Here is a 14,776-nt window from a genome sequence, read left to right on the forward strand (position 1 = left end):
TGCGTAGGGTCGGAGATGTCCGACCGGTACGCACGGAAGCGGTGACGCAGCGCATGGAGATCCTGGCCTACGGAGTCGAGAGCTACGAGCGGCCGCTGCTCGTCAAGGCCTTCGACGGGCACCACGCGCTGCGCTGCCTGGACGTGAACCTCGACGAGGACACCGCGGTCCTGGCGGCCGGCCACGAACTGGTGTCCACCAACGTCAACTCCAAGGCGGACGCCGAGGTGCTGCGCCGCCTCGCCGCGGGCGGGACGCGCCTGGTCACGCAGCGCTCCACCGGTTTCAACAACATCGACCTGGACGCCGCCGCGCGGTACGGCATCACGGTCATGCGGGTGTCGCACTATTCGCCGCACTCCGTCGCGGAGTTCGCCTGGGCGCTCGCCCAGGCCGCGAACCGGCACCTGCCGCGGGCGATCATCCGCACGCGCGACTTCGACTTCCGGCTGGACGGGCTGCTGGGCCGCGACATGCACGGCAAGACCGTCGGCGTGGTGGGCACCGGCAAGATCGGCGAGGTGTTCACCCGGATCGCCCACGGGCACGGCTGCGAGCTGCTGGGCTGGGACATCGCGGAGAACCCCGCCTGCCGCGAGCTGGGCATGGAGTACGTCGAACTCCCGGAGCTGCTCTCGCGCTCCGACGTGGTCAGCCTGCATGTGCCGCTGACCCCGGAGACCCACCACCTCATCGACGCCGCCGCACTGGACGCGATGCGCGAGGACGCCCTGCTGGTGAACACCAGCCGCGGCGGCCTGGTCGACACCTTCGCGCTGGTGGCAGCGCTGCGCCGCGGGCTGCTCGGCGGCGTCGCGCTGGACGTCTACGAGGAAGAGGAGCACTTCTTCTACCGCGACCTGTCCGACCGGGTGGTCACCGACGACGTCCTGGCCCGGCTCATGACGTACCCGAATGTGCTGGTCACCTCGCACCAGGCGTTCTTCACGCAGGAAGCGGTCGACCAGATCCTCGGCACCACGGTCCGCAACGTCGCGGACTTCCTGGCCGGCCGGACGACCGAGAACACGCTGACCGCGTAGCGGGGCGGGCCTGGTCGGGCAGCAAGATCGATTGGTCAATGGTCTGCCCGATGACCATTGTAAAGATCGTATTACGTTGCCGCCGACGTCTTGTGGGGCACGTGGGGCGCGCCGTACAACTGCGCCACACATCACCACAGGCGAAGGGGGCGGCCGATGCGGGCTCGACGATGGGCGGGAGCGGTCACGGGTCTGGGGCTGGCGGCATCGGTGCTGCTGCCGGTGTCCGGCGCGGACGCGGCGGAGCGGCACGGCGGAGGCGGCGCGCGGCCTTGCCCGACGCTCGACGCGAGCCTTCCGTGGTACGGCGAAAACCGGGCGGCGCTCCAGGAGTTCATCGACGAGGCGGGCCGCTGCGGCCGGAACGCCGGACGCCACGGACCGCGCCCGCTGGCGCTGTTCGACTGGGACAACACCGTGGTGAAGAACGACGTCGGCGACGCCACGACGTTCTGGTCCCTGCGCAACGGCAAGATCCGGCAGCCGCCCGGCAAGGACTGGTCGCGGACCAGCCCGTACCTGACCCCGGCCGCCTCCGCGGCGCTGTCCGCGGCCTGCGGCACCGCCACCCCGGCCGGGCGTCCGCTGCCCACCGGGACCGACGCGGACTGCGCCGACGAGATCCTGTCGGTGTACAGCAGCGGCACCTCCACGGCAGGTGCGGCCGCCTTCGCCGGGTACGACCACCGCCGCATGGAGCCCGCGTACGCATGGGCGAACCAGCTGCTCGCCGGCTACACCGAGCGCGAGGTGGCCGGCTTCGCGGCCGCCGCCCGCGCCGAGAACCTCGCCGCCCCGGTCGGCACCCTCCAGCAGGTCGGCACCAAGCAGGTCACCGGCTGGGTCCGCTACTACGACCAGCAGCGGGACCTGATCGCGGTGCTGAAGCGCGCAGGCTTCGACGTGCGGATCATCACCGCGTCGCCGCAGACCGTCGTCCAGGTCTGGGGCCGCTCGCTCGGCATCGCGCCGGACGAGGTCGTGGGCATCGACAGCCGCACCCGGAACGGCAAGCGCACGTACGACATCCGCGGCTGCGGCGGCGCCGCGGACAACACCGTGATCACCTACCTGGACGGGAAGCGCTGCTTCGTCAACCAGGACATCCTGGGGGTCCGCGGGGCCAAGGCCTACGAGCTGCAGCCCGCCGAACGGCGGCAGAAGTTCGGCGCGGGGGACTCGGACACCGACGCCACCTTCGTGCGCGACGCGACCGGCCTGCGGCTGGCGGTCAACCGGCAGAAGACCGAACTGATGTGCCGCGCCTACGCGAACGCCGACGGGCGCTGGCTCGTGCAGCCGATGTTCATCGAGCCGCGCGGGCAGAAGGCGACGCCGTACCCCTGCTCGACGGCCGGCTACGTCAACCCGGACGGCAGCAAGGCGCCGCTGCTGGACGACGCGGGGAACGTGGTGCCGGACCAGGTCGACCGGGTCCACGGCTGACCGGCCGACGCACTGCGGGGCCGGCCCCGGGATTCTCCCGGGCCGGCCCCGCAGCGGCATCCGCAGGTGCTAGACGACCGCGCCGTCGTCCGGGTCGTCCTCGTCGTGGTCGTGCCGCAGGCGCGACACCAGCGCGATGAAGCCGCCGCCGCACACCGCGATCGCCATGAACGTCGTCCACTCGCCGATCGGCCGGCCCAGCAGGACCACGCCGAGCAGGAACAGCGGCCCGCCGAGCAGGGCGATCCAGGCCATCTTGGTGGCCAGATCGGTCTTGGGCAGCGGGGGCGGGGGCGGCGGTACGAAGTGGTCGTCGGGGTCCTCGTCCAGCTCGTCCGGCTCGCCGTCCTCGGGGCGTCCGTCGGCGGGCGACCAGTCGCGCGGGCCGGGCGTGGTGGGCACGCCCACCCGGAACGATCCGTCGCCGGACCGCGTGACGTTGCTCTTGCGGTCGCCCGATCCGGAGGCGTCGACGTCCTCGGCCACCGGCCAGCGCGGCACCGGGTCGGTCACCTCGGTGTCGAACCCGGCGACGATCTGCGCCCAGAGCTCGTCCTCGTCGGGCACCTGGGCGGCGTCCGCGGACTTCGTGCCCGGCTTGGCGTCGGGCTTGGCCTCCGCCTTGGCCTCGGCCTTCGCCTCCGCGGTGGCCTCGGACATCGGCTCGGACATTGCCTCGGAGACCGGCTCGGAGACCGGCTCGGACACAGGGTCCGCCGGTGCGGACTCGGCGCGTGCGCTCTCGGCCGACCCGGCATCGGCGCCGGCTTCGGTGCCCGCCTCCTCGGCGAGCTCCCACTCCTCCCACTCCTCGCGGCGCTCGCGCAGCAGCGCGCGGGCACGCGAGGTCGCCGCCGCGTCCACCCACAGCCGCAGGAGGTCGGGCTCCTGGTCGAGGGGCGTCACGTAGGCGGCCACGCCCTCGGTCCGGAGCGTATCGAGCATGTCGTCGGCGTACTCGGGATCGAGGTCGGTGAGGGGCTTGTACGCCTCCGCGTCGAGCCCGTTGCCGCGTCCTGGCACTCTCAGTCCTTCGCGTCGTCCTTGCCGTCGCCCTCGGCGCCGTCCCCGGCGTCGGCCTGGCTGCCGGCCGCTTCGCCCGCCGCGGCCGGGAGGGCCTCGTCGGGCTTGTCGGTGCTGTCCGTGTCGAACGCAGTCAGGCGGCGGACGAATTCCAGGGTGCCCGAGAAGATCCGCTCCGCGTCGTTGTCCAACGTGGCCACGTGGTAGCTGTCGGGCAGCAGTTCCGCGGTCACATCCGTCGACGATATCCGGGCCAGGACGGTCTCGGAGTTCGCCGGCGCCACCACGTGGTCCTGCGGCGAGCGGAACAGCAGCACCGGCTGCGTGACCTGCGGCAGGTCCGCCTGCACCAGCGGCCACGCCTTCGCCAGCGAGTGCAGGGGCTTGAGCGGCATGCGGGAGTACGCCAGCTCGGCGACCCCCTCCTTGCGGATGTCCGAGCCGATGCCGGGCAGCGAGCGCACCAGGTGCTTGAGCACCGGCAGCGCCTTCAGCCGCGCGTCGTCGGCGTGCACCGCGGGATTGACCAGCACCAGCCCGGCGACCTGGTCGCCGCGCAGCTCGGCCAGCCGCAGCGCCAGCGTGCCGCCCATCGACAGGCCGCCGACGAAGACGAAGTCGCAGCGCGAGCGCAGCGCGTCGAATGCGCGCTCCAGTTCGGCGTACCAGTCCTGCCAAGTGGTCATCTGCATGTCCTGCCACCGCGTACCGTGACCGGGAAGCAGGGGCAGCGAGACCGTCAGACCGCCCGCGGCGAGGTGCTCGGCCCACGGGCGCATCGACTGCGGGGAGCCGGTGAAGCCGTGGCTCAGCAGGAAGCCGACCCGGCCTCCGTCATGGTGGTACGGCTCGGCACCAGGCAGGATCGACACCGGGCGGCTCCTCTCACTTCCTCGCGGGCTGGCGGTCCGTGCGGGCCCTGCGGGTCCCGTCGACGGTGCACCGGGCACTCTGCGGAGGCTCGGCGGAGGTGCTCCGGGCCTGGCCCACGGGAATGCTCCCACGGGTCCGCACACCCCGTACAGCCGCGTACGCCCGCCCAGGCGACGCACCACCGCGGCCTGCCGGCCAACCGTCGGTCCTGACCGACCCGCACGTAGCCATGCCTTAAGGTTCGAGTCGGTTCACGAGGAGGTCAGGGTTGTTCTACCGGCTGATGAAGGCCATCATCGCCCCGCTTCTGCGGCTGTTCTTCCGCCCCGAGGTCGAGGGGCGCGAGAACATCCCGGAGCGCGGTCCGGCGATCCTGGCGAGCAACCACCTCTCCTTCTCCGACTCGTTCTTCCTGCCCGCGATGGTGCCGCGGCGCGTGACGTTCCTGGCGAAGAGCGACTACTTCACCGGACGCGGCATCAAGGGCCGGCTCACCGCGGCGTTCTTCCGCGGCGCGGGCCAGGTGCCGGTGGACCGCACCGGCGGCACCGCGAGCGAGGCCGCGCTCAACGCCGGCCTCAAGGTGCTCGGCCACCAGGCGCTGCTCGGCATCTACCCCGAGGGCACCCGCTCGCCGGACGGCCGCCTGTACCGCGGCAAGACCGGCATCGCGCGCATGGCCCTGGAGTCCGGCGCCCCGGTCATCCCGGTCGTCATGATCGACACCGAGAAGATCCAGCCGCCCGGCAAGGTCATCCCCAAGGTCATGCGGGTCGGCATCAAGATCGGCGAGCCGCTCGACTTCTCCCGGTACGAGGGCATGGAGGACGACCGCTTCATCCTCCGCTCGATCACCGACGAGATCATGTACGCGCTGATGGAGCTGTCCGGCCAGGAGTACGTCGACGTGTACGCGGCGGACGCCAAGAAGGCCATCACCGAGGCGCGCAAGCTGGCCGCCGCGGCCGACAAGGCCGCCAAGGCGGAGGCCGCCGCCAAGGCCAAGGTCGAGGCGGAATCCGCTGCCAAGCCCGCCGCCAAGCCCGCCGAGGACACCACCGGCGGGACCCCGGAGAGCGGCACCAAGTCCGGCTGATCCGCTGATCCGCGCCCGCTGATCCGCGCCCGCGCGGACCCGCACACCCGTACCGGGGGAGGAAACGGATGTCGGTCGAACAACCGCTGTGGCGCGCACTTGCGGTCTTCCGGCTGCTGGCGCTCGGCTACGCGCTCGGGCAATACGTCACGGTGGCCGACGAGTACCGCTACCCGCTCGGCGGCTGGGCCGTCATGGGCGTCCTCACCGTATGGACCGCGTACACCATGTACGCCTTCGAGAAGCCCGAGCTGCGCCGCTGGCCGGCGCTCGGCATCGACCTCGCGCTCGCGATGGGCAGCGTGCTGGCCACCCGCTGGCTGGACGACCCGGCCCGGGTCGCCGAAGGCTCCATGACCCTGCCCACGGTGTGGTCGTCCTCGCCCGTGCTGGCCTGGGCGATCATGGGCGGCTGGCAGACCGGCGCGGTCGCCGCGCTGCTCACCGGTGCGGCCAACGTCGCCGAGCGCGGCGAGGTCGCGCAGAGCAACGTGCACAACATAGTGCTGATGATGCTGGCCGCGACCGCCATCGGCTACGTCGTCGAACTCGCCCGGGCCAGCGAGCGCGCCCTCGCCCGGGCCATCCAGCTGGAGGCCGCGACCCGCGAACGCGAGCGCCTGGCCCGGGACATCCACGACAGCGTCCTGCAAGTCCTGGCCCTCGTGCAGCGCCGCGGCGCGGAGATCGGCGGCGACGCGGCCGAACTCGGCCGGCTGGCCGGCGAGCAGGAAGCCGCGCTGCGCCAACTCGTCTCGGACGCCCCGGCCGAACTGGAGGCCGACGACCTGCCCGGCTCCGGCGTCGGCACCGACCCGGCCCGCCAGGACGTCCGCACCCTGCTCGGCCGCCTCGCGGGCGCCCGGGTCAGCATCGCCTCGCCCGGCACGCCCGTCCTGCTGCCCACCCCCGTCGCCCGCGAACTCGTCGCCGCCACCTCGGCGGCCCTCGACAACGTCTGGCGGCACGCGGGCGACGGCGCCCGCGCGTGGATCCTCCTCGAGGACGAACCCGACGAGATCATCGTCAGCGTCCGCGACGACGGCCCCGGCATCCCGCCCGGCCGCCTCGAAGAAGCCCGCGCGGCCGGGCGCCTCGGCGTCTCGCAGTCCATCGAAGGCCGCCTGCGCGACGTCGGCGGCACCGCACTGCTCACCTCGATCCCCGGCCAGGGCACCGAGGTCGAACTCCGCCTGCCGCGCCCGTCCGTCGCGGAGAGCTGACGCGCTTAGCCCTTAGGGGGTGCGGGGGCCAGGACCTCCGCGGCTTTGCGCTGGCACGCGTCGATGTCCGCCCGCACCTTCGCGAGCAACTCGGCGTTCTCCCGGACGACCTTCTCTTGGTTCTCGTACGTGACCGAATGCCAGATGGTGGTCAGGTCGGTCTTCGTGCGGCAGGCGACGTCGGCACTGGCGACGGCGATCTCCTCCGCGCCCGCCGTGTCGCCCTGCTGCAACCGCTCGTCATTGTTCGCCGCCCAGGGATCGGCGTAGGAGTAGCCGGCCTTCTTCATGCAGGCCGACCATGCCTTGTTGGCGGCGATCACCCGCGGGTCCGTCGGCTCCTCGGTCGCGCTCGACAGGCCGGCCAAATCGTCCAACGGGCTGTCGAGGGAGAACGGCTGCACTTCGGCACGGCCTGTCAGGGCGGTGTTCGCCTCCGCGGAGCACCCGCCGGGCGGCACGGCCTGCCCCTGGTACGTCTGCACGCTGCCGGTGAACACCTGCTGGGCGCCCGGCAGCGTGAAGGAAGGGGCACGAACCGCGAGCGTGCTCAAGGGCGGCGCCGGAGGCCGGTAGCCGATCCTGGCGACTTGCGCCGCGTCGATGACGCCGTACAACCTGCCGTTCCGCGGTATCCCCGACGGCCTCGGACCGCGCGGCCAGCCGGATTCCGCCCGCGACGGCCACGGCACGCCATACCTGGTCATGCAGCGCTGGACGAGAACGGACAGCGCGTCGCCGGCGAACTCCAGCTCCGCGTCCGTCTGCCGGTACGCGTCCAGCGGCAGCACGATGCCGGCCGCCGAGGTGACCGGGCGCCGCACATAGTCCGGCTCGTTCGACGCTCCGCCTGTGCACCCTGCCACCAGCGCCATGGCAACTACCGGCAATGCCAGGCGCGTACGTGCAACCCCCACCATGTGACCCCCGTCGTAAATGTGCCGGGACCCTACCCCGGACCGGCGGGACCCGCGGCGGCGGCCCCCTCGACGAGCGGCCGCGGAAGGCCCGCGCACCGGAGCCGAACGTCTCCGGTAGGTTTTGACGATGGCTCAGACGAGGTGGCCCCGATGACCGAGACCGCTCCGGCGAGCGCCCCGATCCGGGTGCTCGTCGTCGACGACCACCCCATGTGGCGCGACGGTGTCGCCCGCGACCTCGCGGAGGCCGGCTACGACGTCGTCGCCACCGCCGGCGACGGCCCCGAGGCCATCCGCCGAGCCCGCGCCACCGCACCCCAGGTCGTCATCCTCGACCTCAACCTGCCCAAGCTGAGCGGCGACGAAGTCGCCCGCGAACTGGTCAAGAACGACCCGGGCGTGCGCATCCTCGTCCTCTCCGCGAGCGGCGAGCAGGAAGACGTCCTGGAGGCCGTCAAGGCCGGCGCCACCGGCTACCTGGTCAAGTCCGCCAGCCAGGCCGAACTCCTGGACGCCGTGGCCCGCACCGCCAAGGGCGACGCGGTCTTCACCCCCGGCCTCGCCGGCCTCGTCCTCGGCGAGTTCCGCCGCATCGCCACCAACCCGGCCCCCTCCGGCTCCCGCGAACCGGCCGCCCCGCGCCTGACCGACCGCGAGACCGAGGTCCTGCGCCTGGTCGCCAAGGGCCTGTCGTACAAGCAGATCGCCGAACGCCTCGTGCTCTCGCACCGCACGGTCCAGAACCACGTGCAGAACACCCTCAACAAGCTCCAGCTCCACAACCGCGTCGAACTCGTCCGCTACGCCATCGAACGCGGCCTGGACGACTGACCCGGCCTCGGCGTCAGAGCGCCCAGCCCTTGGATTTCTCGACGGCCAGGCGCCAGCGGTCGTAGGCGGCGTCGTCGCGGGGGCCGGGGGTGAAGCGGGCGTCGAGTTGCCAGGTGGCGGCGATCTCGGCGGTGTCGGACCAGATGCCGGTGCCCAGGCCGGCGAGGAAGGCCGCGCCGAGGGCGGTGGTCTCGCTGACCTTGGGGCGTTCGACCGCGACGCCGAGCTGGTCGGCCTGCATGCGGCACAGGAGGTTGTTCTCCGAGGCGCCGCCGTCGACCTTGAGGGTGAGCAGGTCGAGGCCCGCGTCCGAGGTCATGACGTCGACGACGTCCCGCACTTCGTACGCGATCGCCTCGAGCGTGGCGCGGACCAGGTGGGCGCGGGTGGTGCCGCGGGTGATGCCGAGGATCGTGCCGCGGGCGGTCGGGTCCCAGTCGGGTGCGCCGAGTCCGGTGAGCGCGGGGACGAACACCACGCCGCCGGAGTCCGCGACGGTCCGGGCGATGGGCTCGGTCTCCGCGGCCGCGCCGATGATGCCGAGGCCGTCGCGCAGCCACTGCACCGCGGCGCCGGTGACGAAGATGGAGCCTTCCAGGGCGTAGGCGAGCGATCCGTCCGGTGCGCCCCAGGCCACTGTGGTGAGCAGGCCGGCCGAGGACCGGACCGGCTCGGCACCGGTGTTGATGAGGACGAACGACCCCGTGCCATAGGTGCACTTCACGTCGCCGGGGGAGTGGCAGGCCTGCCCGAACAGCGCCGCCTGCTGGTCGCCGGCGATGCCGGCGATCGGCAGGTCGAGTCCGAGGAACGCCTCCGGATCGGTCCGGGCGACCGGCCCGTACGACGGAACCACCCGCGGCAGCGCGTCCATCGGGACCCCGAACAGCTCGCACAGTTCGGCCGACCACTGCCCGGCGGTGATGTCGAACAGCAGCGTGCGCGAAGCGTTCGAGGCGTCGGTGACATGGCTGCCGCCCGAGGTCAGCCGCGCGATCAGGTACGAGTCGACGGTGCCCAGCGCCACCCGCCCCGCCTCGACCTCGCGCCACACGCGCTTGTCGTGCTCGGCCAGCCAGGCCAGCTTGGTGGCGGTGAAGTAGGGGTCGAGGCGCAGCCCGGTCAGCTCCGCGACCCGCGGCTCGTGCCCGGCCTCGGCCAGCCGCGCGCAGATCGCCGCGGAACGCCGGTCCTGCCACACGATCGCGCGCCGCGGCGAGGCGAGCGTCCGCCGGTCCCACAGCACGGCGGTCTCACGCTGGTTGGTGATCCCCACCGCGGTCGGCCGCTCGGCAGCCCCGTCCAGCGCCTCGCGGCACGCCTGCAGGGCGGCCTGCCAGATCTCCTCCGGCTGGTGCTCCACGAGCCCGGGCTCCGGGAAGTGCTGCTGGAACTCCTGGTACCCGCGCGCCAGCACACTGCCGTCCACGGCCACCACCAGCGCGGTGACCCCCGTCGTCCCGGCATCGATCGCAAGCACACTCATGCGAGGCAGATTAAGGCTTGGGGTCGCCCGCCGGTCCCCCTGTGTGCCATACCGGCACGATTCGGCCGTTCGCCGCGTCCGGACCGGCCGCCGCCGCAGCGTGCGGAGTTCGCGGATCACTCGTTCGTGGTCCTCCGAACGGGTTGGGTGAGCAGGTCGGGCAATGGCCGGAAAGAGATAGCGTGGAGAGCGGGCGTACCGGACAAAGATCCCTACGTCCGAACCGTCTCGGCAGGCGAAGGGGAAGCTCGATGCGCGTCGGAGTCCTGACCGGTGGGGGCGACTGCCCCGGTCTCAACGCGGTGATCCGAGCCGTGGTCCGCAAGGGTGTCGCGGACTACGGGTACGACTTCGTCGGGTTCCGGGACGGGTGGAGAGGGCCGCTGGAGGCCGACACCCAGACCCTCGACATCCCGTCGGTGCGCGGGATCCTGCCGCGCGGCGGCACCATCCTCGGGTCGTCGCGCACCAACCCGATGAAGATCGACGGCGGCGTCGAGCGGATCCGCGAGAACCTCGCCAAGCTCGAAGTCGATGCGCTGGTCGCGATCGGCGGCGAGGACACCCTCGGCGTGGCCACCCGGCTGTACGAGCACGGCGTGCAGGTCGTGGGCGTCCCCAAGACCATCGACAACGACCTCAACGCCACCGACTACACCTTCGGCTTCGACACCGCGGTCAACATCGCCACCGAGGCGATCGACCGGCTGCACACCACCGCCGAGTCGCACCGCCGGGTGCTGATCGTCGAGGTCATGGGCCGGCACGCGGGCTGGATCGCGATCCACTCCGGCATGGCCGGCGGGGCCAACGTGATCCTCATCCCCGAGCAGCAGTTCGACATCGAAGAGGTCTGCGGCTGGGTGGAGAGCAGGTTCCGGACCAACTACGCGCCGATCATCGTGGTCGCCGAGGGCGCGATCCCGAAGGAAGGGCAGATGGTCACCAAGGACCAGACGCTCGACGCCTTCGGGCACGTGAAGCTGTCCGGGATCGGCGACTGGCTGTCCGCCGAAATCGAGCGCCGCACCGGCCACGAGGCGCGGACGACGGTGCTCGGCCACGTGCAGCGCGGCGGTACGCCGACCGCGTTCGACCGCTGGCTGGCCACCCGCTTCGGCTTCCACGCGATCGACGCGGTGCACGGCGGCGACTGGGGCAAGATGGTCGCGCTGCGCGGCACGGACGTGATCACCGTCCCGCTCGAGGACGCCACCCGCGAGCTCAAGACCGTCCCGCCGGCGCTGTACGACGAGGCGAAGACGCTCTTCGGCTGAGTCGCCGACCCGACCTGCGCACGGCGAGCCCGTCCCGGCAATTCCGGGGCGGGCTCGCCGCATTCGTGCCGGGGCCGGACGCCGCGCTCAGGCCGCCGCGGTGCGCGCCTCGGCAGCCGGGCGGCGGCGCAGGAGGGCGCGCAGGAACCGGACGTAGTGGCTCCAGGACGTGTACGGCACCGGCCGGCCGAGCACCGCGTGCGCCGCGCAGTCGAAGCCGTCCTCCACGCACGCGTCGTGCAGCGGGCGGAACACCAGCGGCCAGCTCAGCCGGGCCGGTCCGCGGGTGCGCATGGCCACCGTGTGGCGCAGCACGGTGGTTTCGTCGCTGATCGGGTGCACGGTGAACTCGTGGAAGCCCTCGAAGCCGCGCGGTCCGGTGAATGCGAAGCGGACCCACTGCCCGGGGACGTACGCGCTGACCAGGTAGCGGATCGGGCCGTGGCCGCCGGACGCGCCCACCTCGAGCGGGCCGTCGAGGACCATGCGCGGCCACGCGTCCCGCGGCCAGAGCCGGTCGTCCGGGCCGGACAGCGTGTCGAGGAGGGCGCCGACCTCGTCCGCTTTGCCCGGCAGGAGGCGTTCGTGGATGTTGAGCACGGCCATGGCGGAGCTCCGATCACGTTGTAGAGGCATCTCTCTAATTAATATGGAGAGTACTCTCCAGAACATGGCGCGACCACCCCTCTTCGACACGACCCAATTGCTCGACGCCGCGGTGCGCCTCGCCGCCGCGTCCGGACCGGGCGGCGTCACGATGTCCGCGGTCGCGAAGGAGGTCGGCGCGCCCAGCGGGTCGGTCTACCACCGCTTCCCGGGCCGCAACGCGCTGCTCGCCGAGGTGTGGCTGCGCACCGTCGAGAGCTTCCAGGAGGCCTACTTGGCCGCCCTGGGGTCGTCGCCGGACCCGGTCCGCCGGGCCGCGGCCGCGGTACGCGAAGTCGTCGTGTGGTCCCGGGCGAATCCGGGCGAAGCGGCGCTGCTCCTGCACGGCCCGGGCGCCTTCAACCAGGCGGAATGGCCGGCCCAGTACGGAATCCGGGCGGACCGGGGCGAACGCGTCGTCCGCCGCGCCCTCGGCGAACTGATGCAGGAACTGGACGTGCGCGGCCCCGATGCGGTCGACCGCATCACCCTGATCATGGTCGAACTGCCGCTGTCCGTCATGCGCCCGTACCTGAGGGCCGGCAAGCCCCTGCCTCCGCACACCGAGGCCCTCGCCGAACAAAGCGCAGTAGCGCTGCTCACGGCCGGCAAAGCCGGCTGACGGACCGCATCGAGAGCCCGGGGGCAGGTGGTGCCTCCTGCCCCCGGGCGCGGGTCTTCAGAGGGCGGTCAGGATCTCGCGTACGAGAGCCAGGCCGTTGGTGGTCAGCACCGACTCCGGGTGGAACTGGACGCCGGCCAGGCGCAATTGGGAGCTGCGCATGGCGTGGATCTGGCCCGTGCCGCGGTCCTCGCTGAACTCCAGCCCGAACGGCGCGCGTTCGGCGGCCAGGGCGGCGAAGGTGTTGTAGAAGCCGACCTTTTCCGCACGGCCGAACAAGTCGATGTCGAGCTGCTTGCCCTGGTACGGGACGTCCTTGCGGACCAGGCCGAGCCCCAGTTCGGCGGCGATCAGCTGGTGTCCCAGGCATACGCCCAGCATCGGACCGCCCGCATCCAGCCGCCGCCGCACCGCCGCACCCATGGTGCGGATCTTGCGGTCCAGCACCTGCCGCGGGTCGCCGGGCCCGGGGCCCATGAGGAGCAGTTCGGCCTCGGTGACCTGGCGCGCCGAGACCTCGTCGTACGGGGTCACCGCCACGCGCAGACCGAGCGTGCGCAGCAGGTGCGCGAGCATCGCGGTGAAGGTGTCCTCGCCGTCCACGACCAGGACCCGGCGTCCGGCCAACTCGGGGGAGCGCAGCGCATGCTCGTCGCGCGCGGTCATCCAGAACGGCGCGAGGTTCGCATTGCGCGAGGCGAGCAGCGCGGCGACCTCGGGGTCGTCGGCGAGCCGGACCGGGGCGGCGTCCCCGGTGCGGCGGGCCGCGGGGACGACGCCGAGAGCGGCCAGCACCCCCGCCGCCTTGGCGTGCGTCTCGGCGACCTCGCTCGCCGGGTCCGAGTGCCGGACGAGGGTGGCCCCGGCGGGCACCCGCAGCGTGCCGTCCGGCGAGATGTACGCGGTACGGATCAGGATCGGCGCGTCGAGGGTGCGGCGGCCCGCCTCGTCCCGGCCCATGAGCGCGACGACACCGGAGTAGTAGCCGCGGCCGGTCGGTTCGTGGCGGCTGATGACCCGGCACGCGTTCTCCAGCGGGGAACCGGTCACGGTCGGCGCGAACATCGTGCCGCGCAGAATCGCCCGCACATCGAGCGACGACTGCCCGTGCAGGAGGTACTCGGTGTGCGCGAGGTGCCCCATCTCCTTCAGGTACGGGCCCAGCACCCGCCCGCCCAGGTCGCACACCTCGCTCATCATCTTGAGCTCCTCGTCGACGACCATGAACAGCTCGTCGACCTCCTTGCCGTCCCGCAGGAAGTCCAGCAGCCCGGCCCGGTCGGGGCCGCCCGCCGGATAGCGGTACGTGCCGCTGATCGGGTTCATCGCCACCTCGCCGCCCACCGCGCTGACGTGCCGCTCGGGGCTCGCGCCCACGAGGGTCAGGTCGCCGGTGTGCACGAGGTACGTCCAGTACGCCCCCGACTCGCGGGTCAGCAGCCGCCGCAGCAGCGTCCCCGCGGTGGCGGGGGAGTAGCCCTCCAACCGGTCGCGGTAGTCGCGGCGGATCACGAAGTTCGCGCCCTCGCCGTGCCCGATCTCGTCCACGATCACGCGCTTCACGATCGCCGCGTACGACTCGTCGTCGACGTCGAACCCGCCCCCGGCGAGCGTGACGGGCGTGTCCGGCAGCGCGGCGAGCACGTCGGCGTACGCGAGTTCGTGCTGCTCGGCGACCTGCAGGCAGAGCAGCGGCGTGCCGTCGTCGTACGCCTCGAACCCGCGCTCGCGGATCTGCCGGTACGGGATGAGCGCGAGGACGTCGTGCCGCGGAGCGCCCGGCGCGGCATCGGCGAGCTCGGGCAGCGGGATCGCGTCCAGCGTCGCCGCCTCGGTGATCTCGCCGAAGAGCAGGTCGAGCGTGCCGCTGCCCTCCCGCCGGATCAGCGCGAAGGGCGGCGGATCGGCGGCGAAGAGCGGCGCGAGCAGCGCGGCGGTCGCGGCGGCGTCGGCGACCGGGGCACGGTCAGGGGCAGGGGCGGAGGCAAAGCCGGGTGCAGTCGCGGGGGCGGAGTCGGCGGGCGGCGTGGCTGCGGCGGTCACGGGGGTAATTCCCATCGTCGGGACGTCGCGCCCGCCGGGCCCCGCCGCGGTCCCCGGCCCCGGGAACACGAAACGGCCGCCCACCGGGCGGCCGTCGGATTCCAGGTCCTGGAGAGGTCTAGAGATCGCGAAGTAGCGGGGCCGCCGCGGAGCGGGGCCACCACCAGGAGTACGCAGTGCAGGAACGCGCGATCATGCGGGCCACTGTAGCCGCCCGCACGCCGCCGCCGAAAGCAGCGACGCCCGCG

The 14,776-nt window shown here is 72.5% G+C and carries 13 protein-coding genes; 7 read left to right on the forward strand and 6 right to left on the reverse strand.

Going from position 1 to position 14,776, the window contains the following annotated elements:
• The first annotated feature begins 53 nt into the window (after positions 1-53).
• Entirely contained in the window at positions 54-1,043 is a 990-nt protein-coding gene (locus tag LZ495_RS29070) for a 2-hydroxyacid dehydrogenase (protein ID WP_235055974.1), read from the forward strand.
• A gap of 156 nt (positions 1,044-1,199) precedes the next feature.
• Positions 1,200-2,489 carry an HAD family hydrolase gene (locus LZ495_RS29075; protein WP_235055909.1) on the forward strand — a complete coding sequence of 430 codons (1,290 nt, stop codon included), beginning with the start codon at positions 1,200-1,202 and terminating at the stop codon, positions 2,487-2,489.
• A 69-nt stretch (positions 2,490-2,558) separates the two neighbouring features.
• Here the strand turns inward: LZ495_RS29075 and LZ495_RS29080 are convergent, their stop codons facing one another.
• Complete coding sequence (locus LZ495_RS29080) at positions 2,559-3,512, reverse strand: hypothetical protein (RefSeq protein WP_235055910.1); 954 nt, start codon at positions 3,510-3,512, stop codon at positions 2,559-2,561.
• 2 nt (positions 3,513-3,514) lie between these two features.
• Positions 3,515-4,384 carry an alpha/beta hydrolase gene (locus tag LZ495_RS29085; RefSeq protein ID WP_235055911.1) on the reverse strand — a complete coding sequence of 290 codons (870 nt, stop codon included), beginning with the start codon at positions 4,382-4,384 and terminating at the stop codon, positions 3,515-3,517.
• A gap of 269 nt (positions 4,385-4,653) precedes the next feature.
• Between LZ495_RS29085 and LZ495_RS29090 the strand changes: the two genes are divergently transcribed.
• Entirely contained in the window at positions 4,654-5,481 is an 828-nt protein-coding gene (locus tag LZ495_RS29090) for a lysophospholipid acyltransferase family protein (RefSeq protein WP_235055912.1), read from the forward strand.
• Positions 5,482-5,549: 68 nt separating this feature from the next.
• The gene (macS, locus tag LZ495_RS29095; RefSeq protein WP_235055913.1) at positions 5,550-6,704 is read left to right on the forward strand and encodes a MacS family sensor histidine kinase; all 1,155 of its coding nucleotides are present in this window, start codon (positions 5,550-5,552) and stop codon (positions 6,702-6,704) included.
• Positions 6,705-6,709: 5 nt separating this feature from the next.
• Here the strand turns inward: macS and LZ495_RS29100 are convergent, their stop codons facing one another.
• Complete coding sequence (locus LZ495_RS29100; protein ID WP_235055914.1) at positions 6,710-7,570, reverse strand: hypothetical protein; 861 nt, start codon at positions 7,568-7,570, stop codon at positions 6,710-6,712.
• 204 nt (positions 7,571-7,774) lie between these two features.
• Here LZ495_RS29100 and LZ495_RS29105 point away from each other — a divergent pair, with 204 nt between their 5' ends.
• On the forward strand, positions 7,775-8,455 hold the full coding sequence (locus LZ495_RS29105) for a response regulator (protein WP_235055915.1): 681 nt from the start codon (positions 7,775-7,777) through the stop codon (positions 8,453-8,455).
• A gap of 13 nt (positions 8,456-8,468) precedes the next feature.
• On the opposite strand, the gene glpK is transcribed toward LZ495_RS29105, so the two are convergent.
• Complete coding sequence (gene glpK, locus LZ495_RS29110; protein WP_235055916.1) at positions 8,469-9,941, reverse strand: glycerol kinase GlpK; 1,473 nt, start codon at positions 9,939-9,941, stop codon at positions 8,469-8,471.
• Between the two features lie 251 nt (positions 9,942-10,192).
• On the opposite strand from glpK, the gene LZ495_RS29115 reads away from it, so the two are divergent.
• Entirely contained in the window at positions 10,193-11,218 is a 1,026-nt protein-coding gene (locus tag LZ495_RS29115; RefSeq protein ID WP_235055917.1) for a 6-phosphofructokinase, read from the forward strand.
• Positions 11,219-11,305: 87 nt separating this feature from the next.
• Here the strand turns inward: LZ495_RS29115 and LZ495_RS29120 are convergent, their stop codons facing one another.
• A complete protein-coding gene (locus LZ495_RS29120) occupies positions 11,306-11,824 on the reverse strand; it encodes an SRPBCC family protein (protein ID WP_235055918.1) in 519 nt (172 codons plus the stop codon).
• Positions 11,825-11,888: 64 nt separating this feature from the next.
• On the opposite strand from LZ495_RS29120, the gene LZ495_RS29125 reads away from it, so the two are divergent.
• The gene (locus LZ495_RS29125; RefSeq protein ID WP_235055919.1) at positions 11,889-12,485 is read left to right on the forward strand and encodes a TetR/AcrR family transcriptional regulator; all 597 of its coding nucleotides are present in this window, start codon (positions 11,889-11,891) and stop codon (positions 12,483-12,485) included.
• 57 nt (positions 12,486-12,542) lie between these two features.
• Here the strand turns inward: LZ495_RS29125 and LZ495_RS29130 are convergent, their stop codons facing one another.
• A complete protein-coding gene (locus tag LZ495_RS29130) occupies positions 12,543-14,543 on the reverse strand; it encodes an anthranilate synthase family protein (protein ID WP_372498659.1) in 2,001 nt (666 codons plus the stop codon).
• Positions 14,544-14,776 lie beyond the last annotated feature (233 nt).

Source organism: Yinghuangia soli, from assembly GCF_021502675.1.
GTDB classification, from domain to species: Bacteria; Actinomycetota; Actinomycetes; order Streptomycetales; family Streptomycetaceae; genus Yinghuangia; species Yinghuangia soli.

Excerpts from the sequence above, each read along its gene's own strand:
- LZ495_RS29070 (WP_235055974.1), top strand. The coding sequence starts at position 54 with ATGGAGATCCTGGCCTACGGAGTCGAGAGCTACGAGCGGCCGCTGCTC.
- LZ495_RS29075 (WP_235055909.1), top strand. The coding sequence starts at position 1,200 with ATGCGGGCTCGACGATGGGCGGGAGCGGTCACGGGTCTGGGGCTGGCG.
- macS (WP_235055913.1), top strand. The coding sequence starts at position 5,550 with ATGTCGGTCGAACAACCGCTGTGGCGCGCACTTGCGGTCTTCCGGCTG.
- LZ495_RS29105 (WP_235055915.1), top strand. The coding sequence starts at position 7,775 with ATGACCGAGACCGCTCCGGCGAGCGCCCCGATCCGGGTGCTCGTCGTC.
- glpK (WP_235055916.1), bottom strand. The coding sequence starts at position 9,941 with ATGAGTGTGCTTGCGATCGATGCCGGGACGACGGGGGTCACCGCGCTG.
- LZ495_RS29115 (WP_235055917.1), top strand. The coding sequence starts at position 10,193 with ATGCGCGTCGGAGTCCTGACCGGTGGGGGCGACTGCCCCGGTCTCAAC.
- LZ495_RS29120 (WP_235055918.1), bottom strand. The coding sequence starts at position 11,824 with ATGGCCGTGCTCAACATCCACGAACGCCTCCTGCCGGGCAAAGCGGAC.
- LZ495_RS29125 (WP_235055919.1), top strand. The coding sequence starts at position 11,889 with ATGGCGCGACCACCCCTCTTCGACACGACCCAATTGCTCGACGCCGCG.
- LZ495_RS29130 (WP_372498659.1), bottom strand. The coding sequence starts at position 14,543 with ATGGGAATTACCCCCGTGACCGCCGCAGCCACGCCGCCCGCCGACTCC.